The organism is Occallatibacter gabretensis (assembly GCF_001449115.1).
Taxonomy (GTDB): domain Bacteria; phylum Acidobacteriota; class Terriglobia; order Terriglobales; family Acidobacteriaceae; genus Telmatobacter; species Telmatobacter gabretensis.
The window spans coordinates 1,503,583-1,527,010 of record NZ_LAIJ01000009.1 but is presented as its reverse complement, the minus strand read 5'-3'; the positions used below and the strand labels follow the sequence as shown (position 1 = coordinate 1,527,010).

At 58.5% G+C, this 23,428-nt stretch carries 20 protein-coding genes; 11 read left to right on the top strand and 9 right to left on the bottom strand.

Features of this window, described 5'->3' with window-relative positions; all coding sequences use genetic code 11:
• Positions 1–20: 20 nt before the first annotated feature.
• The 4 genes from VO84_RS12615 to folP all read right to left on the bottom strand — a co-directional run bounded on the left by VO84_RS12615 (position 21) and on the right by folP (position 6,962).
• Positions 21–2,390 (bottom strand): dipeptidyl-peptidase 5, encoded by a 2,370-nt coding sequence (locus VO84_RS12615; protein ID WP_231737907.1) that lies wholly within the window; start codon positions 2,388–2,390, stop codon positions 21–23.
• An 891-nt stretch (positions 2,391–3,281) separates the two neighbouring features.
• Complete coding sequence (locus VO84_RS12610) at positions 3,282–4,619, bottom strand: amidohydrolase family protein (RefSeq protein WP_231737906.1); 1,338 nt, start codon at positions 4,617–4,619, stop codon at positions 3,282–3,284.
• Complete coding sequence (locus tag VO84_RS12605; protein WP_231737905.1) at positions 4,616–5,965, bottom strand: amidohydrolase family protein; 1,350 nt, start codon at positions 5,963–5,965, stop codon at positions 4,616–4,618. Before VO84_RS12605 ends, VO84_RS12610 begins: the two co-directional genes overlap by 4 nt.
• A gap of 76 nt (positions 5,966–6,041) precedes the next feature.
• Positions 6,042–6,962, bottom strand: a complete 921-nt coding sequence (gene folP / locus VO84_RS12600) for a dihydropteroate synthase (protein ID WP_058187972.1) — start codon at positions 6,960–6,962, stop codon at positions 6,042–6,044.
• Between the two features lie 92 nt (positions 6,963–7,054).
• Here folP and dacB point away from each other — a divergent pair, with 92 nt between their 5' ends.
• The 5 genes from dacB (at position 7,055) to VO84_RS12575 (ending at position 12,152) form a co-directional block, all read left to right on the top strand.
• Entirely contained in the window at positions 7,055–8,590 is a 1,536-nt protein-coding gene (gene dacB / locus VO84_RS12595; RefSeq protein ID WP_197414013.1) for a D-alanyl-D-alanine carboxypeptidase/D-alanyl-D-alanine endopeptidase, read from the top strand.
• Between the two features lie 146 nt (positions 8,591–8,736).
• The gene (locus tag VO84_RS12590; RefSeq protein WP_058187970.1) at positions 8,737–9,087 is read left to right on the top strand and encodes a c-type cytochrome; all 351 of its coding nucleotides are present in this window, start codon (positions 8,737–8,739) and stop codon (positions 9,085–9,087) included.
• Positions 9,084–9,443, top strand: a complete 360-nt coding sequence (locus VO84_RS12585; protein WP_058187969.1) for a hypothetical protein — start codon at positions 9,084–9,086, stop codon at positions 9,441–9,443. Before VO84_RS12590 ends, VO84_RS12585 begins: the two co-directional genes overlap by 4 nt.
• Before the next feature lie 100 nt (positions 9,444–9,543).
• Positions 9,544–11,613 carry a S9 family peptidase gene (locus tag VO84_RS12580; protein WP_082662073.1) on the top strand — a complete coding sequence of 690 codons (2,070 nt, stop codon included), beginning with the start codon at positions 9,544–9,546 and terminating at the stop codon, positions 11,611–11,613.
• A gap of 5 nt (positions 11,614–11,618) precedes the next feature.
• A complete protein-coding gene (locus tag VO84_RS12575; protein ID WP_058187968.1) occupies positions 11,619–12,152 on the top strand; it encodes a P-loop NTPase family protein in 534 nt (177 codons plus the stop codon).
• A 7-nt stretch (positions 12,153–12,159) separates the two neighbouring features.
• On the opposite strand, the gene VO84_RS12570 is transcribed toward VO84_RS12575, so the two are convergent.
• The 3 genes from VO84_RS12570 to VO84_RS12560 are packed head-to-tail and all read right to left on the bottom strand — an operon-like array spanning position 12,160 to position 14,422.
• Complete coding sequence (locus VO84_RS12570; protein ID WP_058187966.1) at positions 12,160–12,465, bottom strand: hypothetical protein; 306 nt, start codon at positions 12,463–12,465, stop codon at positions 12,160–12,162.
• 53 nt (positions 12,466–12,518) lie between these two features.
• Entirely contained in the window at positions 12,519–12,965 is a 447-nt protein-coding gene (locus VO84_RS12565) for a YybH family protein (RefSeq protein ID WP_058187964.1), read from the bottom strand.
• Between the two features lie 41 nt (positions 12,966–13,006).
• Positions 13,007–14,422 carry a UDP-glucose dehydrogenase family protein gene (locus VO84_RS12560; protein WP_058187962.1) on the bottom strand — a complete coding sequence of 472 codons (1,416 nt, stop codon included), beginning with the start codon at positions 14,420–14,422 and terminating at the stop codon, positions 13,007–13,009.
• Between the two features lie 254 nt (positions 14,423–14,676).
• On the opposite strand from VO84_RS12560, the gene VO84_RS12555 reads away from it, so the two are divergent.
• The 4 genes from VO84_RS12555 (at position 14,677) to larB (ending at position 19,804) form a co-directional block, all read left to right on the top strand.
• Entirely contained in the window at positions 14,677–16,539 is a 1,863-nt protein-coding gene (locus VO84_RS12555) for a capsule assembly Wzi family protein (RefSeq protein WP_231737903.1), read from the top strand.
• Between the two features lie 70 nt (positions 16,540–16,609).
• Positions 16,610–17,476 carry an ATP-dependent sacrificial sulfur transferase LarE gene (gene larE / locus VO84_RS12550; protein WP_058187961.1) on the top strand — a complete coding sequence of 289 codons (867 nt, stop codon included), beginning with the start codon at positions 16,610–16,612 and terminating at the stop codon, positions 17,474–17,476.
• A 37-nt stretch (positions 17,477–17,513) separates the two neighbouring features.
• Positions 17,514–19,058, top strand: a complete 1,545-nt coding sequence (gene larC / locus VO84_RS12545) for a nickel pincer cofactor biosynthesis protein LarC (RefSeq protein ID WP_197414012.1) — start codon at positions 17,514–17,516, stop codon at positions 19,056–19,058.
• Positions 19,058–19,804: a nickel pincer cofactor biosynthesis protein LarB gene (gene larB / locus VO84_RS12540; protein WP_058187957.1), complete on the top strand. Its 747-nt coding sequence runs from the start codon at positions 19,058–19,060 to the stop codon at positions 19,802–19,804. The genes larC and larB overlap by 1 nt, the downstream gene beginning before the upstream one ends.
• A gap of 85 nt (positions 19,805–19,889) precedes the next feature.
• Here the strand turns inward: larB and VO84_RS12535 are convergent, their stop codons facing one another.
• A complete protein-coding gene (locus tag VO84_RS12535; protein WP_058187955.1) occupies positions 19,890–21,155 on the bottom strand; it encodes an aminopeptidase in 1,266 nt (421 codons plus the stop codon).
• Between the two features lie 87 nt (positions 21,156–21,242).
• Between VO84_RS12535 and VO84_RS12530 the strand changes: the two genes are divergently transcribed.
• Positions 21,243–21,599, top strand: a complete 357-nt coding sequence (locus VO84_RS12530; protein ID WP_058187953.1) for a DUF1493 family protein — start codon at positions 21,243–21,245, stop codon at positions 21,597–21,599.
• A 51-nt stretch (positions 21,600–21,650) separates the two neighbouring features.
• On the opposite strand, the gene VO84_RS12525 is transcribed toward VO84_RS12530, so the two are convergent.
• On the bottom strand, positions 21,651–22,721 hold the full coding sequence (locus tag VO84_RS12525; RefSeq protein ID WP_058187951.1) for an aldo/keto reductase: 1,071 nt from the start codon (positions 22,719–22,721) through the stop codon (positions 21,651–21,653).
• A 135-nt stretch (positions 22,722–22,856) separates the two neighbouring features.
• On the opposite strand from VO84_RS12525, the gene VO84_RS12520 reads away from it, so the two are divergent.
• The gene (locus VO84_RS12520) at positions 22,857–23,288 is read left to right on the top strand and encodes a hypothetical protein (RefSeq protein ID WP_058187950.1); all 432 of its coding nucleotides are present in this window, start codon (positions 22,857–22,859) and stop codon (positions 23,286–23,288) included.
• Positions 23,289–23,428 lie beyond the last annotated feature (140 nt).

The window sequence follows — 23,428 nt, the reverse complement described above, 5'->3', positions numbered from 1 at the left end:
GCCGGGGATAAATCCCCGGCCTACCAGCCCGGGCCTATCTTATTTGCCCATTGGTCTACCCAGTCGTTGACGGTTCTGTACCAGAGGCGGGAGTTTTGGGGCTTCTGGACGAAATGGCCTTCGTCGGGGAAGTAGAGGAATTTGCTGGGGACGTGCTGGAGTTGCAGGGCTGTGAAGAGCTGATAGCCTTCCGAGACGTCGAGGCGGTAGTCGAGCTGGCTGTGGATGACTAACGTTGGGGTTTTGAAGTTCTTGGCCGAGAGTGCGGGCGACCATTTGCGGAAGGGGTTCTCGCTGTCGGGTTTGCCGTAGTAGTCCCAGGGTGCGCCTTTGAACTCCCAGGTGTTGAACCAGAGCTCTTCTGTGGTGCCGAAGGCGGATTCGGGGTTGAACATGCCGTCGTGGGAGACGATGCACTTGAAGCGGTTGGTGTGGCCGAGAATCCAGTTAGCCATGTAGCCGCCGTAGCTTGCGCCGAGCGCGCATTCGCGGGATTTGTCGATGAAGGAATAATGTTGCTCGGCGTAGTCGAGGCCGGTCATGAGGTCCTGATAGGGCTTGCCGCCCCAGTCGCCGTTGATTCCGTCTATGAATGCCTGGCCGTAGCCTGTGGAGCCGCGCGGGTTGATCATGACGACGACGTATCCGTTAGCGGCGAAGAGCTCGGCGTTCCAGCGGTAGCTCCAGCTATCACCCCATGCGCCTTGCGGGCCGCCGTGGATTAAAAACTTCACGGGATACTTTTTGGCGGGGTCGAAGTTGGGCGGGCGGATCAGGAAGCCCTGGACCTTTGTGCCGTCTTTGGAGGGGAACCAGAAGGATTCGAGCTTGGATTGGTCGAGTTGGGAGAGGAGTGTGTCGTTGAGGTGCGTGATAAGAGTTGGCTCGTATGTCTCCTTTGTTGTCTCCTGAACCGATCCAGGGTTACCGAATGTCACAATCGCTGTTCTTTCAGAGTCATTGATCTCGAGCGGATCGCCGAGCACCACCTCACTCGGCATGTCCACACGCATTAGAGTGCCGAGCAGTCTAAATCTCCCATTCACGATCACGCCGTGAATTCCGCTCCACTCGCCACGAATCTTTCCGTATCGATCAAGCTGCCTATGAACAGTGGAACGCCCTCCCTCCGCTGATTGAGCAGGGCGTGGGGCAGCGGCATCTTCGTGCAGAGCCTGCTCTGCGTCATGGGGAATCGGTTCTAACGAAATGCTCTGGATCGGTGCTTCGCCGTCGTATCCCGAAGTGAAGTAGATGAGTTTCGAATCATCGCGCCACGAGAACTCGTCAACCCACCGATCAAAGTTGGCTGGTTTGGGACCGGCCTCGAACACGACAGAGGAACTCAAAGGATATTCCAACGTTCGCTTTTGCCTGTCGTACAGGGCGAGGCGGAATTTGTCGCTCTCGTAGGCGGCTCGGGCTTGCGAGCGCCATGCGATGTATTTGCCGTCGGGGGAGTAGGCGGGTGAGAAGTTGCCGCCGGCTGATGTGCTGATTTTTATTGGCTTGGCGGATGGGTTGGTCAGGTCGAGGGTGTAGATTTGCGCGCTGGTGGACGTGGCGGGGACTTCGTCGGGGTTTTCGGTGAAGGCTAGTTCTTTGGAGTCGGGAGAGATGCTGAAGCCGCCGTCGCCGCCTAGCGAGAAGGGCGGGACGTCATGAGTGTCGTTTGGCGTGAGGTCGCGGATTTGGCTGTCGTCTACGGATAGCTCAAAGAGGTGGCTGCGTTTCTCGCCGGTGAAGTGGTTCCAGTGGCGGTAGAGGAGTGCGGTGAAGATTTGTGCTTTGACTTTGGTGTCGGCGGCGGCTTTGTCGCGATTTATTGTGCATTTCGCTGCGCTTGAGTTCTCAAGGCTGATAGCAGGACAGTCTGGATACACTTCTGATGTGAAGATGATGAACTTGCCGTCTGGCGACCAGCGGGCGTTGTCTTCATCCAGTGAATAAGTCGGCGGATTGTCTGTGGTGTTCGAGCGAAGCCGCCGATCCATTGCCGTATTGACGGGATTTGAGATCGTTCCCGTTGCAGCATCAAAGTCAGCAATCCAGATTGATTGCGAACCTATGCGGCTGGAAATAAAAAGGATTTGTTTGTCGTCCGAAGAAAACTGTAGGCCGGAGTCGCCGGGGTTGAGTGAGCTCAGCTGTACGGGTTTGCCGCCGGAGATTTTCTGGAGGTACCACTGTGAGGTGGATTTGTTGGCTTCTATGTTGATCGTGGCGACGGAGTAGGCGAGCCACTGGCCGTCGGGTGAGACGGCGGTTTCGCCGAGGCGCTTCATGGCCATCATGTCTTCAAAGGTCATGGGACGTTTTGTTTGAGCTGAGGCGAGGGATGCGAAGGCGCACAGGATGACGGCGAGAAGGAACGGCTTGCGATGGGTCATTTTTGTTTCCCTTGGCGTAATGTGCAAGTTTATATCCCTCCTGTGCCGATGATTTTGTAGCGGCTGCGATTGCCGGCTGCGTAAAGAAATACAGATTCTGTACGGAAGATTTTGCGTTTTGTCGTTGATTTTATCTTTAACTCGTTTTTATTGAATAATTTGCGATCTGAAATCAGGGTGTCTTAATGCTGCCTTATTGCGGCCTTAATGTCACTTTGTTCCACGGGTTTTTGTGGATTGCTTCCTTGGTTCATGCTGTTTTGCACCGTTTCTGGTGCAGAGGGGATGGGGGAGGGGGTGGGTGGCTGGCTCCCTGAAACGGCCACGGCCCGAATCCGTTTGGGATTCGGGCCGCGGCCGTTTCTTCTGCTGATTATGAGTGTTTCAGAAAACCCCTTAATTGCACGCAAACTTTCTTTGGGAAAATTTTGGAATGAGAATGAGAGGTGAAAAACATCCCTCAGGGGCTAAAGCCCAGGTAATTTGGCGAGACGCTGCGGCACGGCTGAAGCCGTGCCCTTTCAAAGCGAAAAGCAGCCGCAGATCCCTCACTTCGCCTGAAGAAAACGGCTCCATTCGGGATGACACAGCTGTTTTTGTGGGAGAGCTGGGAGTGGGAGAACGGGCGGTTGAGGTATCCCACCCATCGAGCAAAATGCGCTCGATGGATGGGGCACCCGTTATTGGTGGCGGTGCGGGCGAAAGACAAGGGCAAGAACAACCGCAGGTCCTTCGACTTGCCGGTCACGCGATGCGTGACCGGCTTTGCTCAGGATGACACCGCTGTTTTTGTGGGAGAACTGGGAGTGGGAGAACGGCGGTTGAGGTATCGTAGGTCCGAAAACACGGACCTGGGGGCACCCGGCGGTGGTGGTGAGTACGGCTATGTGATTATTTGCTGTATTCGTCGCGGAGTTTGGTTTGGCGGCTGGTCATGGGGACGGCTATGCCTTCGATGTAGACCTGCTTGACGTCAGTACGAACGTCGAGGGGGTCGCCGTTGGCGAGGACTACGTTGGCCGTTTTGCCGACGTCGAGGGAGCCTAGCTTGTCGCCGAAGCCGAACATTTCGGCTACGTTGAGGGTGATGGCTTTTAGGGCTTCGTCGTAAGGCAAACCATAAGCTACAGCGAAGCCTGCAGCGTAGGGCAGGTTGCGGGCGGAGTGGCTGGAGACGGGACCGCCTGCATCTGCCGAGGAGATGGCTATTTTGACGCCGCGCTTGGCCAGTTCTGCGGGGAGGGTGTAGACGGAGTCGTAGCGCTCGCCTGCGCGGGGCTGATCGTAGATGGAGCCGATGATGACAGGCACGTGGTAGGCGGCGATCTTGTCGAGGACGTCCTGGGTGTGGGTGAGGTGGTTGAGGATGACCTTGAGGTGGAACTCCTGGGCGAGCTGCATGATGACTTCGACTTCGTAGCCTTCATAGACGCCGAGAACGACGGGACGCTCGCCTTTGAGATAGGGGATCAGGGCTTCGTATTTGAGGTCCGGTTTGGGCTTCTCGCCCTTTTTGGTGTCGGCCTCCTGTTTGTGCATGTACTCCTGCGTGTCGAGGAAGGTTTGGCGGAGCTGGGTGACGAGGCCCATGCGGGTGGATGGGAAGGAACTGTGAGCGCCGCGGCGGCGCTGATCGCCGCCGAAGTTCATGGCGAGGGCGACGTCTTTGCCGAGGATCATCTGATCGCGGTCGCGACCGTAGAGCTGGATGAAGATGTCCTGGCCAGAGATGGAGTCCTCACTGGCGGGGGCGACGACGGCGTTGGTGATGCCGTTGAGGCGCGCGACCGGGATGAGCTCGGTTTCAGCGTGGAAGGCGTCATAGACGTGCATGTGGGGCATAATCTCGTCGGAGCGTTCGACGAGGTCGTTGTTGCTGTCGTCGGCGGAGATTTCTGTGAGGCCGAAGTTGGATTCGGGCTCGATGAGGCCGGGGTAGACGGTGAGACCTTTGGCATCGACGATGGTTGCGCCGGAGGGGATGGTGACTTTGCCAGTTTCGCCGACAGCTGAGATTTTGCCGTTGGAGAGGATGAGGGTGCCATTTTCGATGGTGCCGTGGGTGATGGTTAGGAGCTTGCCGTTGGTGATGGCGATGGGGGTGGATTGGGCTGCCAGAAGCGTTGGTGCGATTGCGAGCGTTAGTGCGAGAGCGAGCTTCATTCCCTGGTCCCCAAGTGCGAGGGACCAGGGGCACCCGGCTTGTTGGTTAATCATTGAGAGTTTCACTGGCCGTCCTCCTGGTCGTCTGAGCCGAAGCCGCCGCCGTCGTGCATGACGCCGTGGAAGTGGGTGGTGCCGAGACCGGGTAGCGAGTTGTCGAAGAAGAGGTCGCCGTCGATCCAGACTTTTTGCGCGCGGGCGTAGGTGGAGAGCGGGTCGCGGTTCCAGAGGACGAGGTCGGCATCCTTACCGACGTCGAGGGAGCCGGTTTGGTCGTCCACGCCGATGATCCAGGCGGGGTTCAGGGTGATCATGCGGATGGCTTCGTCCTCGGTGGCTCCGCCGTAGTGGATCATTTTGCCGGCTTCGGCGTAGAGGCGGCGGATGTGGTCGTCTGAGTCGGATTTGAGGGCTACGCGGACTCCGGCTCGCATGGACATGACGGCGTTCCAGGGGATGGCGTCCCAGGCTTCATCCTTGTAGCCCCACCAGTCGGAGAAGGTGGCGATGGCGGTTTCTGTGGGCGCGATTTTGTCCGCCACTTTGTACATTTCAAGCGCGTGGTGGAAGGCGCGGATCTTGTAGCCGTACTCCTTGGCGATGGCTTCTTCGGTGAGGAACTCGTCGGCGCGGTAGCAGTGGATCTGGACGTAGAGCTTGCCACGGAGAACGTCTGCAAGGGCTTCGAGCTTGAGGTCGCGCTTGGGGGCGGTGGCGTCTTTGTCGCCCTTTTTGACCTTGGCGTCGTAGGCGTCCCAGTCGGCCATGTAATGCTTCGCATCTTCAAAGGCCATGCGCATGACTTCGAAGTTGCCCATGCGGGTGGAGGGGAGCTGGTCGCGCGAGCCGTAGACACGCTTGGGGTTTTCTCCGGAGGCGAACTTGATGGAGCCGGGCGCGTTGGGGAAGATCATCTGGTCGCGGTCGAGGCCGAACTTGTTTTTGATGACGACGGCCTGGCCGCCGATCATGTTGGCGGAACCATGCAAGAGGAGCTCGGTGGTGACGCCGCCGGCGAGCGCGTAGTAGAGGTCGGACTGGCGGTTATCGAAGGCGTCGACCATGTGCATGGAGGGCGTGACGGGGCTGGTGGCCTCGTTGACGTCGGAATCGAGCGCGGAGTGGGAGTGGGGGTCGATGATGCCGGGGGTGAGCCAGAGGCCTGTGGCGTCAATGACGACGGCTGATGCGGGCGCGCTTACGGTGGCGCCGACGCCGGCGATTTTGCCCGCGTGGATCCAGACGGAACCGCTCTGGATGGTGCCGTGGCTGGCTGTCATGACTGTGGCGTTTTTGATGACGAGATCGGTTGCGGGCATCTGCGGTGCGGCTGATTGCGCCTGCGACGCGATGGTTGCAGAAGCGAAGAGTATGGCGCAGGTGAGGAATTGCGCGGAGCGATGAGGGTGCATCAGGGTGTCTCCTGGAATGCAGAGTGGATGTTGGGGTGGTTCGTGGTGATTCCTTGACGAGGATGGTACAGGAGGACTAGCCGTCCAGGCGATTTTTTGTTGCAGCAATGATGGCGTCGGCGATGAGGGCGGCTTCTATGGCGGGGCGGACGGAGTGGGTGCGGATGATGGAGGCTCCGTGAAGGATAGCGGCGGTGTGGGCGGCGATGGTTGCTGTTTCTCTTTGTTTTGGACTGCCTGGAGTGCCTGCGTAGAGGGGCGCGAGTGTGTGGCCGAGGAAGGATTTGCGAGAGAGGCCGACGAGGAGAGGGCGATTCAATTCGAGCAGAAGCGATTGCTGTGCGAGAAGAGAAAAATTTTCGTTGAGGCGCTTGCCGAAGCCGTAGCCGGGGTCGAGGACGATGGCTTCGGGTGGGATTCCAGCGGCGTGGGCGATGGCGAGGGATTCGGTCAGGCCGTTGCGGACCAGTTGGAGCAAATCGTCGGGTGGGAGTTGGGGCTGGGTGCGCCATTCGTGGGGCAGGCCGCGGGTGTGCATGAGGATTACGCCGCATTGGGCTTTTGCGCAGCAGGCGGGCATGGCGGGATCCCAGATGAAGCCACTGACGTCGTTGATGATTTCGGCACCAGCAAGGAGCGCGGCGCGGGCGGTGGGGGCTTTGTAGGTGTCGATGGAGATGATGGCGTCGGGGCGGACTTTGAGGATGCCTTCGAGGACGGGAAGGAGGCGGGATTGCTCTTCTTCTGTTGTAAGGGCGGCGGTTGTGCCGGCTTTTGATTCGGGGCGGGTGCTTTCGGCTCCGAGATCGAGGATGTCTGCGCCTTCGTCGATGAGTTGGAGGGCGTGGGATATGGCTTTATCGGGTACGAGGAAGAGATTGCCGTCGGAGAAGGAGTCGGGGGTGATGTTGACTACGCCGCAGATGAGGGTGCGGGAACCGAGTGAGAGATGGCGGGTGCGGAGGTGCCATTCGGTGATGGGGCGGAGCGGGCTCACATTCCGATTCTAAGGGTGCATTCTTGTAAACTCCGGCCATGAATATGGTGCGTCGTTCCCTTCCCTGTTTATTGCTCACTTTACTTGTTTGCTTGCCTGCTCTTTCTGCGCAGAGTGGGAGTGATGCTGCGCTTGGTGCACGGGTTGAGGCGATTCTGGCGGAGCCGCAGTTGGGGCATGCGACGTTTGGGGTCAGCGTGACGACGCTGGATGGGAAGCTGCTGTATGGGCACAATGAGGGGCGGTTGTTTGTGCCGGCTTCGAATACGAAGCTGACGACTACGGCGGCGGTATCGGCGTTGCTGCCGGTGAATACGCTGACCTGGACGACGCAGGTGGTGGCGACGGGGTCGATTGATACGGATGGCGTGTTGCATGGGGACCTGGTGATTCTGGGCGCGGGAGATCCTACGTTGAGTGCGAGGAAGTATCCGTATGAGGCGCCGCAGGCGACTCCGCTGCCCGCGAATGCTGTGCCTGCGGCGAAGCCTGACCCGCTGGGGCCGTTGAATGAGCTGGCGGCGCAGGTGGCGAAGGTGGGGGTGAAGCAAGTTGCGGGGCGGGTGGTTGGGGATGAAAGCTTTTTTCCGATGGACAGGTGGGGGACGGGATGGAGCTGGGAGGATTTGGCGTGGAGTGATGGCGCGGCGGCGAGTGCGTTGAGCTTTAACGAGAATTCGATTGAGCTGGCTCTGATGCCGGATGCGGGGAAGGTTGCGGCTACGTGGAATCCGGCGGTGAACTATTACACCGTTACGAATGCGATGACGGTGGCTCCGGCTGGTACGGAGGCGCATGTGGGTGTGGATTTGCAGCCGGGGAGCAATGCGGTTCGCACGTTTGGGACGCTGGGCGCGAAGGGATGGCATGGGGATGTCGCTGTAGATAATCCGGGGCTGCTGACGGCGCAGGCGTTTGTTCAGGCGTTGCAGACTGCGGGGATTTCTGTTGCGAACGGTGCGACAACAGCGCAGAGGGAGTTGTTGGATACAGAGAGCTTTGGCAAGGAGCGAGCGGAGGCTGTCGCTCTGGCTCCGCGGACGGATTTGACGACGATTGCGATGCCGACGGAGGGGCGGCAGGTTCTGGCTACACGGGTGAGTGTGCCGATGCAGCAGGACATTGTGATGACGAACAAGCTGAGCGAGAACCTGCACGCGGAGCTGATGCTGCGGATGCTGGGCAGGCTGTTTGGGACTGATGGGAGCATTGCGCAGGGGGCGCGGGTGGTGAGGCAGTTTCTGGTGAGCGCGGGCGTGAATGATGGGGATTTTTATCTCTATGACGGCAGCGGGATGAGCAATGACGACAGGATTGCTCCGCGGGCGCTGACGACGCTGCTGGCGTATGCGGCGACGCAGCCGTGGGGTGCGGGGTGGCGCGCTTCCCTGCCCGTGAGCGGCGTGGACGGAACGATTCATGGGAGGTTTCAGAAATCGCCGGTGAAGGGGCGCGTGCAGGCGAAGACGGGGACGCTGAATGGGACGAATGCGCTTTCGGGGTATTTGCAGGCGGATTCGGGGAAGACGCTGGTGTTTTCGATTCTTGTGAACGGGCACAGGCCGGGAAGCAATGATGAGATGCATGCGATGGACCGGATTGTGGAGGCGATTGCGGCGGCGGAGTAGAGATCAGGGTTCAGAGATCAGAGATCAGAAAAGCCAAAGCAGGTCCTTCGACTCATCACCCCCGCGCTGAAGAAAACGTCTGGGGCCCCGTTCGCTCAGGATGACACGTTTTATTCTGCATTGTGCACTTGTATCATCAAGAGAGAATGGGCTTGAGATTGATTGCTGGTGGGTTTGCTTTTGCTGCGGGACTGTTGGCTGCGGGATGCCATGATCTGCCTCCTTCGAAGCCGGCCTCAGAGTGGACTGCAAGCGAGGCGCGTGGCGCAGAGATTTTTCAAGTGAATTGCACGCGGTGCCATAATCCAACGACGACGCAGGCCAAGCAGGGGCCGGGGCTACAGGCAATTACGAAGGTGAAGGCGATGCCGAGCGGCGCGCCGCCGACGGATGAGCGGCTGACGGCAACGATTCTGCATGGGCGAGGGATGATGCCGGCGGCGGCGTTGAGCGATGGCGAGCTGCACGATTTGTTGGCTTATCTACATACGTTATGACAGAGCCGAGCCCCCAACGCGAACAGAAGCGCGAGATGCCGATGCCCGGTGTGGCGGCGATTGCCCTATACCTGATGCTGATTGCCGGAACGATTGTGGTTGGCGTAGTAAACGGCGGGCACTATCCGTGGGGCTTTCTGATTTTTTCGGCAGCGTTTATTGCGGCGAGCGGCGGGCTGATTGTCGGGTTTCGCTGGGCGTGGGTGCTGGCGCTGGCCGCGGTGTTTCTGCTGATGGGGTATAACTTCTGGGTCTTCTCGCAGCAGCAGCAGGCTGCGGCGGTGGTGCAGGGGTTTCTGAACCTGGTGTTCTTTCTGTATTTGATTCGGCCTGAGGTGCGGGCGCGGCTCAGGTAGTTGAAGCTATGCCCTTTCACAACAGTTCAGACTAAGAAATCGTACATCCTGATCTACATTTTTATGCGCCCTTATGCGCGCGGATGTTACTCTTCTGCCCATGCTTTTATTTCTGCGAAAACTTGCTGCCTGCGTGGCCGTGTGTTCTGCCGGTCTTGTCTTTTCCTTTGCCCAAGACGCGCCGAAAAAGCGTGCGATCACGCTCGAGGACGTGGGAAAACTTGAGCGCGTGGGTGGGGCGGCTCTGTCTCCGGATGGGGAGTGGCTTCTCTATTCCGTGAGCAAGACGGATTTCAAGGAAGACAAGAACGAGAGCCACCTGTGGATGGTGAAGTGGGATGGGTCAGAGCGGATACAGCTGACCTATGGCAAGGAAGGCGCGGGCAATGCGAAATTTTCGGCGGATGGGAAGTACATCAGCTTTCTGTCTTCGCGACCCGGGCCTACGGCCACTTCAGCGAAGGGCAGCCAGGTGTGGGTGATGGACCGGCGTGGCGGTGAGCCGCAGCAGCTGACCGATGTGAAGAGCGTCGATGGGAAAGACATGGAGATTTCCGGGTATGTGTGGGCTCCGGATGGCAAGAAGCTGCTGCTGACGCTGCATCCCAAGAGCGAACCGGATGCGGAAGAGGGCAAACCTGCGAAGCCGCAGCCAATTGTGGTGGATCGCTATCACTTCAAGGAAGATGTGGAGGGGTACATTCACAACGACCAGTGGGATGCGCTGTATCTCTGGGATCTGACGACGAAGAAGGCGGAGAAGCTGACCACGGACAAGAACGTGAATGAGGAAGGTGCGGTTTTTTCGCCGGATGGGCAATGGATTGCATATGTGAGCAACCATGATGCGGACCCGGATCGCAGCACCAATACGGATGTGTTTGTGGTGGCGCCGAAGGCGGGTTCGGCGGCGAAGAAGCTGACGGATTGGAAGGGTCCGGATGGCGGGCGGATTGCGTGGAGCCCGGATTCGAAGTCGATTGCGTTTCAGGAAGGTGCGGAGCTGAAGCTGCTGGAGTATTCGCAGTCAAAGCCAGCGGTGGTGACGCTGGATGGAAAGGTGAGCTATCCGGCGACGAAGCTGGATAGGGCGGTGAGCGCGCCGCGGTGGGCAGCGGATGGGACGCTGAGCTACCTGGTGAATGATGACCGCTATGAGTATCCGGCGCAGGTGGAACTGGATGGGCCGGGCACGAAGAAGCTGCTGGATGTGAAGGGTGTGGTGACAGGTTGGGAGACGGCTGGTGGGCACACAGTAGTGTCGTACACGGACGATGCAACGCCGACTGAGTTATATGCCTTTGAAAACGGAGCGCTGCGGAAGCTGACCCACAACAACGAAGCGCTGATGGCGGAGCTGAATTTAGTTCCGACGGAGGATATTGAGTTCAAGGCTTCTGATGGAAACGACGCGCATGGGCTGATTACGAAGCCTGCGGATTGGAAGGCCGGTACGGCAGTGCCGATGATCCTGTTTATTCACGGCGGGCCAAACGGCCAGGATGCGCACAGCTTTGATTTTCAGCGGCAGTGGCTGGCAACGAAGGGTTATGCCGAGCTGAATGTGAATTACCGCGGATCGAGTGGGCGCGGGCAGGCGTATTCCGCTGCGATTTCTGCCGACTGGGGCAACAAGGAAGTGCTGGATATCAAGGCCGGCGTGGATAAGGCGATTGCGCTGGGTGTGGCGGACCCGAAAAAGATGTGCGTGACGGGATGGAGCTATGGCGGCATTCTGACGGACTACATGATTGCCAGCGATACGCGCTTCCAGTGCGCGATCAGCGGGGCCGGGACGGCGTTTGCGCTCTCGTTCTATGGCGTGGATCAGTACATCCTGCAATATGACAACGAGATCGGAAAGCCGTGGGAGAACCTGAAGCTGTACGAGAAGATCAGCTATCCGTTTCTGGAAGCGGGCAAGCGGATTCATACGCCGACGATGTTTATGGGCGGCACGAGTGACATGAATGTGCCGCTGCTGGGCGGCGAGCAGATGTACCAGACTCTGAAGTCATTGGGCGTGCCGACAGAGCTGGTGGTGTATCCGGGGCAGTTTCATGGATTCACCAAGCCGAGCTTTATCAAGGACCGCTATGAGCGGTGGCTGGGATGGTGGGACAAGTATCTGCAGCCGGATAAGGCGAGCGCGGCGGACAGGAAGAAGTAGCGAAGATGCGGCTGATTGTTCTGTATGGGATGCCGGCGGCGGGCAAGCTGACTGTGGCACAGGAATTGAAGGCGATTACGGGCCTGCCGCTGTTTCATAACCACCTTGTGGTGGATTTGCTGCTTTCGACCTTTGAATTTGGAAGCGCGCCGTTTGTGGAGCTGCGCGAGGAGATATGGCTTTCGTTCTTCCGCGAGGCGGCGCGAGCGAAGCAGCCGGGGCTGATCTTTACCTTTGCGCCTGAGGCGACGGTGCGGGCTACATTTATTCCAACACTTGTCGAGACCGTTCAGGGCGAGGGCGGGACGGTGGAGTTTGCTGAGCTGGTTTGTCCGCTGGATGAGATCCGGCGGCGCATTGCGGAGCCGTCGCGGCGGGAGTACGGCAAGCTGGCATCGGTGGAGCTGTTTGAGGAGATGCATGCGGCGCGGAGTTTTGATGTGCTGGTGATGCCGACGCCAAAGATTACGGTGGATACGAGCACATGCACTCCGGCAGAGACGGCGCGGGCGATTGCGCGAGCATTCAAGCTGGCGTGATGCGCGGCTATTCGTCGAGCGGAATCAGGCGAACGGATTCAGTCTCTTCGTAATCGTGTCTGTGGGTGGGCATGAACTGGATCACGATCGCCGCAACGAATGCGATGGCCAGCACGATCACTCCGACGAGGATGAGCGGAAGGCCGACCCACACGGCAGTTCCTATGGTGGTGATGTTGACGCTGAGCTTGGAACCGTCTGCCGGCCAGCCGAAATTAAAACTGGTGGCGCCGTTACAGTAGCTCAACAGGGTCCACAAGCCACCTGTAAGCAGAGCCACGGCCGCGATAAACAAACGACCAGTTGTCTTCATAACCTTCTCCCATGCCGTGAGATGCAGAGTTTCGTGCGCAGGGAGAGATTGTATTACCGGACAGGCGGATTTGTATCGGCAGGGGCGACGGTCCACATTTGCTGGACGATCAGCCAGCGGCCTTCCGCATTTTTTCGATAGACGGTTAGGTAGGTGCCATGCAGTTGCTGCTTTTGGCCCGTTGCGCGTTTGACCAGAGTTTCCTGATAGATTCCGGCATCGTAGGCGAGATTGCCAGAGGTCTCAGAGCGATGATCGAGAAAGGTGATGTCGCTGTCGAATGTGTCCGTTATGGTTTGAAAGAGCAGGCGTAGAGCGGCTGTGCCGTGCGTAACGACTCCACTTGGGTCATGGAAATCGGCTTCTGGCGCATATTGCGCGATGGAGGCTTCTACGCGCTTGTCATGCAAATTATGCGCCCACTGCTCGCGTAGCGCTGTGAGGTCATTGCCGGCGGAGGCCGGCAAAGCGAGTGCGAGCAGAAGGGCGAGGCGAATCATGCCGGCAGGATACTACTTTTCCTGCGCGGCGGCTACGACTACTACAGCACCAGCTTTTTCGGCTTGCCCTGCTGTGCGTTGTATGTGGCGGGACGACCGATGCTGACGTAGGTAAAGCCCTGATCGGACATCTCTTCCGGCTTGTAGAGGTTGCGGCCGTCGATGATGATGGGGAAGCGCAGGGCGCGGTTGAGACGCGGCAGGTCGAGTTTGGAGTATTCCTTCCAATCCGTGAGGATGAGCAGGGCGTCCGCGTTCTGCGCTGTTTCGTAAAGATCGCTCGAATAGATGAGCTTGTCTGAGGGCGGCAGGACAGCCTTGGCACGATCAATGGCTGCGGGGTCGTGGGCGACGACGGTTGCGCCGGCTTCGACGAGACGCTTGATAGTGTCGATGGCGGGAGACTCGCGGATGTCATCGGTATCGCCCTTGAAGGCCAGGCCGAGAGCTGCGATGCGCTTGCCGCGGAGGGTCCAAAGCGATGAGCGGACCTTGTTGAAGAAGACGTCGCGCTGCGCGTCGTTGATGCGGCGCACCTCTTCAAGCAGCTGGAAGTTGAGGCCCTGCTGCTGCGCGACGTAGTGGAAGGCAGCGACATCCTTGGGGAAGCAGGAACCGCCGTAGCCAATGCCGGCGCGAAGGAACTTAGGACCGATGCGGCTGTCAAGACCGATGCCAGCGGCAATATCTTCAATATCGGCATCGACGGTCTCAGCGAGGTTCGCGACGGCGTTGATAAAGGAGATTTTGAGCGCAAGAAATGCGTTGGAGGCGTGCTTGATGATCTCCGCGCTTTGCGCCGAGGTAACGAGGATGCGAGCCGGTTGCGCGGCTGAGCAGACGCCGGGAAGCGCGCCAGACTGATCGTAGTAGGTGCCGCTGGTGAGCGGAGCATAGATGCGCTGCAGAAGCTGCGCGGCGCGCTCCGTGCCCGCACCGACAACGATGCGGTCCGGATGCAGGAAGTCGATGATGGCGGTGCCTTCGCGCAGAAACTCGGGGTTCGAGACTACATCGAAGTGTGCGGCGTCGACGCCATGGCGGTTGAGCACGCGACGCACCCACTCATTGGTGTAGACCGGCACGGTGCTTTTTTCAACGATCACCTTGTAATCGGTGACAGAGCGGGCAATTTCAGAGACTACCGCTTCGACATAGGAGAGATCGGCCGCGCCGGTATCGCCTTGCGGTGTGCCGACGGCGATAAAGATGGCCGCGCACTTCTCAACCGCACCGGCGAGGTCGGTTGTGAATTCGACTCCACGTCCCAGATGCTTGCCGAGCAGCTCAGGCAGGTGCTCCTCGTAAATGGGCACGCCGCCGGAGCGCAGCGTTTCGACCTTGGTCTTATCGTTGTCCACACAGATGACCTGGTGGCCCATTTCAGCAAAGCAAACTGCGGCAACGAGTCCTACATACCCGGATCCGATCACGCAAATCGACACTGGTGTCGACATATTGAGGGTTCTCCTATCTTTGCTCGCGGGAGCGCGGCGGGATGGAAATGAATCTAATCGTATGAAATGATGGAAGTGAAGCTTTATACCGGCTTCTTGAATTATAGGGTATTTGTGGATTTTTCGCCGCGTCTAAGTCTTAACTGCGCTGTAACCAGCGTAACCGGAGCCGCAGATTAAGGGCTTATGACAGTACGTATATCTATGTCTTTGCGGCATAAAACAGCCGCACTTGCAATGGTAGAGTGAGGAATATGAAGACGAGACCTGTCGCGGCCAAGAGGCTGCGTACGATCGTTACATTTGCAGCTGTTTTTTTCGGAACCTCGGCAGGCCTGATGGCTGCGGGGCTTGCGCCCGCTGCAGAGCCCGAAGCAGGTCTTGACGGCCAGGCTGTTCCCGCAGCCCAGTGCCAGATATCCGGGATGGGGTCTCCTTACATACCGGTGGACAGCTGGGTTTATCCGGCCATCTACCGTCTTTATTCCCTGGGATACGTGGACGCGGTGTTCCTGGGAATGCGGCCGTGGACGCGCACGAGTGTGGCCCACATGCTGGAGAATATGGCGGATCGCATTGACGATGGACAAGGCACACCAGAGGGCGACCAGGCGCAGGAGATTTACGACTCGCTGCTGCATGAGCTGCGGTATGACATTGCGGGGCCTTGCAGTGCGTTGAAGGGACAGGCGCGGATTGAGTCAGTCTATACGACGCTGCGCGGCATGACGGGCACGCCGCTGCGTGACAGCTACCACCTGGGATCGAGCATCATTAACGATTATGGCCGGCCGTATGAGTCGGGCTTCAATAGCTACATCGGAATGAGCGGATACGCGACCGCGGGGCGTTTTTCACTGTATGTGCGCGGAGAGTTTGAGCAGGCACCTTCTGCGGCTGGATACTCGACCTCACTGGCGGAGATACTGGCGTCTATTGACGGCACATACGGGCAGAACACGGGCAATGTGTATTACAACCAGGCCACGATTCCGATGGGAGAGATTAATTACATATCTCATGGGCGCATCCAGGAGGCCGTGATCTCCGCGAATGTGTGGAATCATGAGATCTCCTTCGGCAAGCACGACCAATGGCTGGGCCCGGCGCAGGGCGGTTCCTTTGCTTACTCGAATAATGCTGAAAACATTTATGGGTTTCAGATCAACCGCGTGGAACCGCTGCGGATTCCGCTGCTCTCGCGGCTGACGGGGCCATTTCGCTATGAGTTTCTGGTGGGTGGGCTGCGGGGACATACGTACATTCCGAACGTAAATTACATGGGAAATCCAGGGGCACAACCCAACGTGACGACGCCTGGCGATCCGTGGGTGCATGTTGAGAAGGTCAGCATGCGGCCGACGGAAAACCTGGAATTCGGCTTTTCGCGAACGGTGATCTGGGGCGGCCAGGGCCATGTACCGATCACGATTCATAGCTTTCTGAAGAGCTTCTTCAGCTTTCATAATGTAACTGCCGTGGAGAAGGATGGTCGTGATGACCCAGGCGCACGCTTTGGCCAGTTCGACTTTTCCTATCGCCTGCCTTACATGCGGAACTGGCTAACGCTGTATGCGGACGGCGAGGTGCATGACGATGTGTCGCCGATTGATGCGCCACGGCGCGCGGCTTGGCGATCGGGATTGTATCTCTCGCATGTGCCGGGTGCGCCGCGTCTGGATCTTCGCACTGAGGGCGTGTACACCGATCCGCCGGTGGGCAGCAGCAATTTCGGAAGGTTTATGTACTTTGAAGCGGTCCAGCGGCAGGGCTATACCAACCAGGGACAGATCTTTGGCGACTGGGTGGGCCGCGAGGGTAAGGGCGGACAGGCGTGGCTTACCTACCATCTGAGTGGCAATGAGTGGCTGCAGCTGAACTACCGGCGGCAGAAGGTTGCGAAGGACTTTATTGCGATTCCCAACTCCACGCAGTACGGCACGACGCTGGATGATGTTGGGTTCCAGATGGTGAAGCGCATCGGCAAGGATTTCGAGATCAATGGGAATTTTACGTTCGAGCACTATCTTGCGCCGATTTATCTGCAGAACAAGCAGACGGTGACGAACACCAGTGTTCAGCTGACGTGGTATCCGAGCCGGCGGACGAGTTTCTAGGGACTTGCCGTCCAGGCATCGGCGCCTTCGGCGCAAATCTTGTGAATATGATCGCGAGTATAATCGCCGCATGATTGAGGCAGCACACGAGCAGGTTGCCGAGCACGGCTCAATACAGAAGCTGCGCGCGCTGGAGGCTCAGCTCCGCGAGCTGAACTCTGTGATGGTGGCCTATTCCGGCGGCGTCGATTCGGCATTTCTCGCGGCTACGGCGCACAGGGTTCTTGGCGAGCGGATGATTGCGGTGCTGGCTGATTCCCCGAGCCTGGCGCGACGCGATCTGGAGCAGGCTGTGGCGTTTGCGCAGACGATTGGGATGCCGCTGAAGATTATTCAGACTGAAGAACTTGAAAAAGTTGAATATCAACGCAATGATGCGAACCGGTGCTTTCACTGCAAGACGGAGCTGTTTGCGGGTATGGAGACGCTGGGGCGCGAGCTAGGCTTTACGAATATCGCTTATGGCATGAATTCGGATGACACGCGGGATTTTCGGCCTGGGCAAAGGGCGGCGGAAGAGCATGCCGTGCTGGCTCCGCTGGCCGATGCGAGTTTGAGCAAGCTGGAAGTGAGGGCGTTTGCCAAGGCGGCGGGCTATACGCTGTGGGACCGGCCGGCTGCGCCGTGCCTGTCTTCTCGCGTGGAGTATGGACGGCCTGTGACGCGCGAGGTGCTGGAGCAGGTGGAGCGCGGCGAAGACGCGATGCGCGGGCTTGGCTTTCGTGAGTTTCGCGTGCGGCACCATGGGCCGCTGGCGCGGGTGGAAGTAGCGCGAACGGAGATGCCGCAGGCGTTGGATATGGCGATGCTGGACCGCATAACAGCGGAGCTGAAGGCGGTTGGCTTTCAGTATGTGACGCTGGATGCTGCGGGGTTTCGCTCTGGATCGATGAATGCCGTGCTGCCGGTGGATGTGCTGCTGCGGCGCGGAGCCTGATTCGTCAGACCAGGCTTCTTCTGTAGAATTTCCTTTGATGCGAATTGGATATCTGGAATGCTTCTCCGGCATTAGCGGAGATATGTTTCTGGGCGCGCTGGTGGATGCGGGCGTGCCATTGAGCCATCTGGCTGAGGTGACAGCTGCGCTGCATGTGGGTGCGCGGCTGGAAGCGCGCAAGGTGATGCGCGCGGGAATCACGGCGACGAAGGTGGATGTGGTGACGGATGAGACGGCTCATTCGCATGAGCATGAACAGGTGACAGGGACCAAGGGACTAAGGGACCAAGGGACTGAGGCTCTACATGCGCACAGCCATGAGCATGAGCATTCGCACTCAGATGAACACTCGCATGGGCATAGTCATCAGCATGAAGATCATGCGCATATTCACTCTCACGAACATTCGCACGAACACTCCCATTCCCATGAGCATGAACAGGGGCACTCACATGAACATAGTCATGCTCACGCTGACGAACATGGGCACAGTCATTCGCATGAACACTCGCATTCTCATTCAGATGAACATGGGCATACGCATGAACACTCACATTTGCATGAGCATACGCACAACCATGAGCATTCGCATGAGCATCGTTCGCTGTCGACGATTGTTGGCATTCTGCGTGGAGCCGCGCTGGATGAGGGTGTGAGGGCGCGCGCGATACGCGGGTTTGAGATGCTGGGTGAGGCTGAGGCGGCGATTCATTCGATGCCTGTTGAGGAAGTTCACTTTCACGAAGTGGGCGCGGTGGATACGATTGTCGATATTGTGTGCGCGGCGGCGGGCGCGAAATGGCTTGGAGTGGACAAGTGGGTTGCTTCTGATCTGAATGTGGGCAGTGGAACGGTGAAGTGCGCGCATGGCACGCTGCCTGTGCCTGCTCCGGCGACATTGAAGCTGCTGGGCGATGCGCCGGTGTATGCGGCGGGGCCAGCGATGGAACGAGTGACGCCGACGGGCGCGACGATTCTGAAGATGCTTGGCGCGGAGTATGCGACGCTGCCGCGGCTGCGGGTTTTAGCCACTGGTTATGGAGCGGGCGGGCGCGATACGGCAGGCGAGCCAAATGTTTTGCGGGTGCTTGTTGGCGAAGGCGCAGATGCAAACCAGAACGAAGAAAAAATTGCGATTCTGGAGACGGTGATTGATGACTCCACGCCGCAGCTGCTGGCGTATGTGAGTGAGTTGTTGCTGGCGGCGGGCGCGTGGGATGTGTATCGCGTGCCGGTGCAGATGAAGAAGGGGCGGACGGGTGTGCAGATGACGGTATTGTGTGCGCCGAACAAGTTGCAGGAACTGCGCGAGATTCTTTTCCGCGAGACGACGACGATTGGTGCGCACTGGCGCATTGAGACCAAGATGGCGCTGAAGCGCGACTTTGCTGAGGTTCAGACGGAATGGGGCGCGGTTCGGATGAAAGTGGCAAGGCTTGCGGCTGGTGAGGTTGTAAATGCGCAGCCGGAGTATGAGGATTGCAGGAAGATTGCGGAGGAGCGCGGCGTTCCGCTGAAGCAGGTTATGCAGGCGGCAGTGCAGGCGTACATGGCGCGGACTGACGCGAAGAAGGTGCTGTGATGGATAGCGCGCAGATGGAAGCGCTGCTGACGGCAGTGCGCGAGGGAAAGACCGAGGTTGCCGAGGCGCTCGAGCGGTTGAGGAATTTGCCGTTTGAGGATATGGGCTTTGCGAAGCTCGATCATCATCGCGCGCTGCGAACGGGGATGCCGGAAGTGATTTTTGCCTCAGGCAAGACGGATGCGCAGGTGGCGAAGATCTTTGCGCGGATGGCGGCGGCGGGCGGAAATGTGCTGGCAACGCGAGCCTCGCGGGCGTGCTTTGAGGCTGTCACTGAGGCCGAGCCGAGGGCTGAGTATCACGAGACGGCAAGGTGCATTACGCTTGCGCAGGCTTCAGCAATTGTCGGCAAGGGAACGGTGGCGGTGGTGTGCGCGGGAACGAGCGATCTGCCGGTGGCGGAAGAAGCTGCTGTTACTGCGCGGCTGATGGGAAATACTGTCGAGCTGATTGCCGATGTGGGCGTGGCGGGGATTCACCGGCTGCTGGCGCAACGGGAATCATTGCAATCGGCACGCGTGCTGATTGTATGCGCGGGGATGGAAGGCGCGCTGCCGACGGTGGTTGGCGGGTTGGTGAATGCGCCGGTGATTGCCGTACCGACAAGTGTGGGTTATGGGGCTTCGTTTGGTGGCGTGGCTGCACTCTTGGGAATGCTGAATACCTGTTCGCCGAACGTATGCGTGGTGAATATTGATAATGGGTTTGGCGCGGCGAGTATTGCGACGTTGATTAATCGGCTGTAGTGGAAGAAAAGCATACCTCAGGGGCTGAAGCCCAATGCTCTCCGTTCTTGATTGCCGGGGATAAATCCCGGCCTACCTGTTCTGCCTATCCGACCCATTCGCCTTTGCGCATGAGCGGTTCGCGGGTGTTGGTGGCGGTGATGCCGTCGATGTCGAGTTCGCCTGAGCCGATCATCCAGTCGACGTGGATCAGGCTCTTGTTTGCACCTTTTGCTGCTAGTTCGTCTTCGCTGAGCTTGTCGCCATCCTTGATACAGGAAGTGTAGGCCTGGCCGAGGGCGATGTGCGATGCGGCGTTTTCGTCGAAGAGAGTGTTGAGGAAGGTGATGCCACTCTGCGAGATGGGCGAGGAGTGAGGAACGAGCGCAACTTCGCCGAGGCGGCGCGCGCCGTCGTCTGTGCTGATGAGCTGATTGAGGACTTCTTCACCTTTGGTGGCGTGGGCTTCGACAATGCGGCCGGCTTCAAACTTCACTTGAATGCCTTCGATCATGGTGCCTTGATACGAGAGCGGCTTTGAGGCGGTCACTGTGCCGTCGGCTCGGTCTTTATGCGGCGTGGTGAAGACCTCTTCCGTGGGCATATTGGGGATGCAGTAGAGGCCATTGCCAGCGGTGGTACCGCCACCCATCCAGACGTGATCGTCGGAGAGGCCGAGGCGGAAGTCTGTGCCGGGAGCTGTGTATTGCAGCGCGGAGTAGCGCTTTTCATTGAGGAATGCTGCGCGCTTGTGAAGGCCGGCGTCGTGGGCCTTCCAGTTGGTGACGGGGTCAACGCTGCCGCCGATACGAGTGGTTGAAAAGATGGCTTCCCAAAGTTTGGCGAGAGCCTCTTCCGGCGAGTCGTTGGGGAACATGGCGGCGGCCCAGGCGGGTGTGGCTGCGGCGACGATGGTCCAGTTGATTTCGTGGCGGGTAATGAGATCGAGCGCGGGGCGATACGCGATGGAGACGGCGCGGTTGGCGCGGCTTACCTTGGCGGGGTCTTCATTGGAAAGCAGGAGCGGGCTTGCGCCGGTGATGGCGAGGCGTGCGGCTCCGCTTTTGAAGGCTGTGCCCATGCCGTCATAAAGCCACGCGGCGGCTTTGTCGAAGGCCGCGTCGGGAGCGTATTTGTAGCGCAGGAGCGTGGCTTCGTCATCGGCGTAGATGGTGGTGACAAGCGAGGCTCCGGCTTTGTAGGCATGCTCGGCGATTTTGCGGGCCAGCGGTATGGCATCGAGAGGAGCGGTCATGACGAGCTCCTGGCCGGGAGCGAGGCCGAGGCCTACTTTGATGGCTACTTCAGCTAGCTGGTCGAGTTTTTCGGTGAAGGCGGGAGAGGACGTGAATGGCGCGGCGGTGAGTGACATGACTAGAAGATTGTAGCGCTCACTACCTAACGCGATTTTGCCTTAAACTTCAGGACCTATATAGTTGGTATTCTGCGAGAAAGACGAATGAATACTCCATCATTTGAACAATTAGCTGAATGCATTCGCAGAGAATGCGGCTTGCGGAAAGATAAACATATTGATCCTGATACGCAATTTGAACGCGACCTGGGGATTACGGGAGATGATGGGGGAGAGCTTCTGGAAGCTGTAGAGAAGCAATATCAGGTCGAGTTTACCCACGAATCTTTTGGTCTTGAATTCAATGAATACTTATTCAATTCCGAAGGATTTGATGCATTTCCTGTCTTTATTCAATCCCTTTTTGGTAAGCCGATCCCTGAGGTGCGTTCCTTCACAGTAGGTGAACTGCATAAGGCCGTGCTGAAAGAACAAGCAAAACAATTCCCTTCCGCTCAATAAGTAAGCCCCGTCGAATGACGGGGCTTAAAGTATTCATCGCTGTTTGTAAAGTTACGGGCGGTCGTAGAAGCGGAAGAAGAGCGAGGGCTTGGCTACTGGCTCGGCTTTGGCGACCAGCTCGGATTGCTGCTTGTCGGTGAGTGGGGTGAAGTCGCGGGCCAGCTGGACGTTCTGCTCCAGCTGGGCAATGTTGTCGCAGCCGATGATGACTGTCGATACAGGGCGCGAGAGGGTGTAGTACATGGCTTGTTGCATGGTGATGGTGCCGGGTGTTGGCGCGGGGACCATGCCCTCCCACATATGCTTCTGCTGCTCAAGCGGCTGCGGAGTCCAGCTGGAAAGGATACGGCCGCGGCCGGGAATCTTCATGCCGATGATGCCCATCTGGTGCTCGACGGCGAGCGGGAGCAGGTCTTTGTCGAAGCTGAAGTGATGCGGATCGGCGGCGTTGACGGCCATGAGGACGGTGTCGAAATCGTGGCGCTTGATGCACTCCATGAGCGACTCAGGCCGGTAGTGGCCGGTAAAGCCGAGATAGCGCACGACCTTCTGCTGTTGCATTTCGAGCAGGGCTTCCATGGCGCCGCCCTTGGCAAAGATCTGATCGACGTCATACATGGTGCCGACATCGTGAAGCTGCCAGAGATCGACGTGATCGGTCTGCAGGAGCTTGAGCGACTTGTCGATCATCTGCATGGAGCCGTCGCGGGTGCGCTCCTTGGTTTTGGTGGCGATGAAGGCTTCACTGCGGCGGCGAGCCATGACTTTGCCGACGTATTGCTCGCTCCAGCGGTCGGGGCCGCCGTAGATGGAAGAGGTGTCGATGTAGTTGACGCCGAGGTCGAGGGCGCGCTCGACGATGGGTACGGCGACGTCGAAGTTATTGGGCTTTTCAAGAGCGGCCTGGCCGCCGAGCGAGAAGATGCCGACCTTGTAGCCTGTCTTACCCAGGTTGCGCGTGGGCATGGCCTTGAGCGTGACGGGGTTCGACGGCATGGCGGGCAGGGGATGCGGGCCGTCGGCCAAGGCTATGCCGGGCGTGAGCAGTGCGGCGGTGATTGCGCCGCCGGTTTTCAGGAATTCGCGACGTCCGGTCTTGAAGCTATTGGGCTGCTCGCTCATGATTTGCTCCCCTGCACAACTGTGTCTTTCTGATGGGTCCATGATAGCCCACCGGAGCTATGAGCTCGGCGGAGGCTTTACAGCTACGTGAAATTTTCTGGCGGCAGTGAAAATCAGTGAGGTATAGTCCTGATCATGAGACTGAATAGTTACTTCCCTTCTCTTTTTCTCGGCGCAGCTCTGGCTTGCGGAGCGATTGCGGCTCAACCTTTTTCAGCTGCTCAGAGCACCGCTGGACAGGACATAAAAGACGCCGGCAAGGACACATCCAACGCGGCGAAGAAGGTTGCAAGCGGTACCAAAAAGGGCACCGTAAAGGCCTATGACGCAACCAAAAAAGGTACCGTGAAAGCAGCTGACGCTACCAAGAATGGCACTGTCAAGGCGGCTGATGCGACCAAGAACGGAACCGTGAAAGCAGCTGATGCCACCAAGAAGGGCACGGTGAAGGCTGCTGACGCCACAAAAAAGGGTACCGTGAAGGCTTACGACAAGACTAAAGACACCACCAAGGGCGCGGTGAATGGAGCCAAGAGCGGCGCGAAGGACAGCCCGAAGCCACAGTGAAGCTTTACTGACCGGGGGCGCGAGGATATGGGCTCCACCTGCCTGCTAGTATGGGGTTCATAGCATTCCTGCTGAGGAATTCCACCTTTCATGTTCTCCGTGCCTATCCCCGCCTCCGCGACGAAAGACATTTTTCTTCG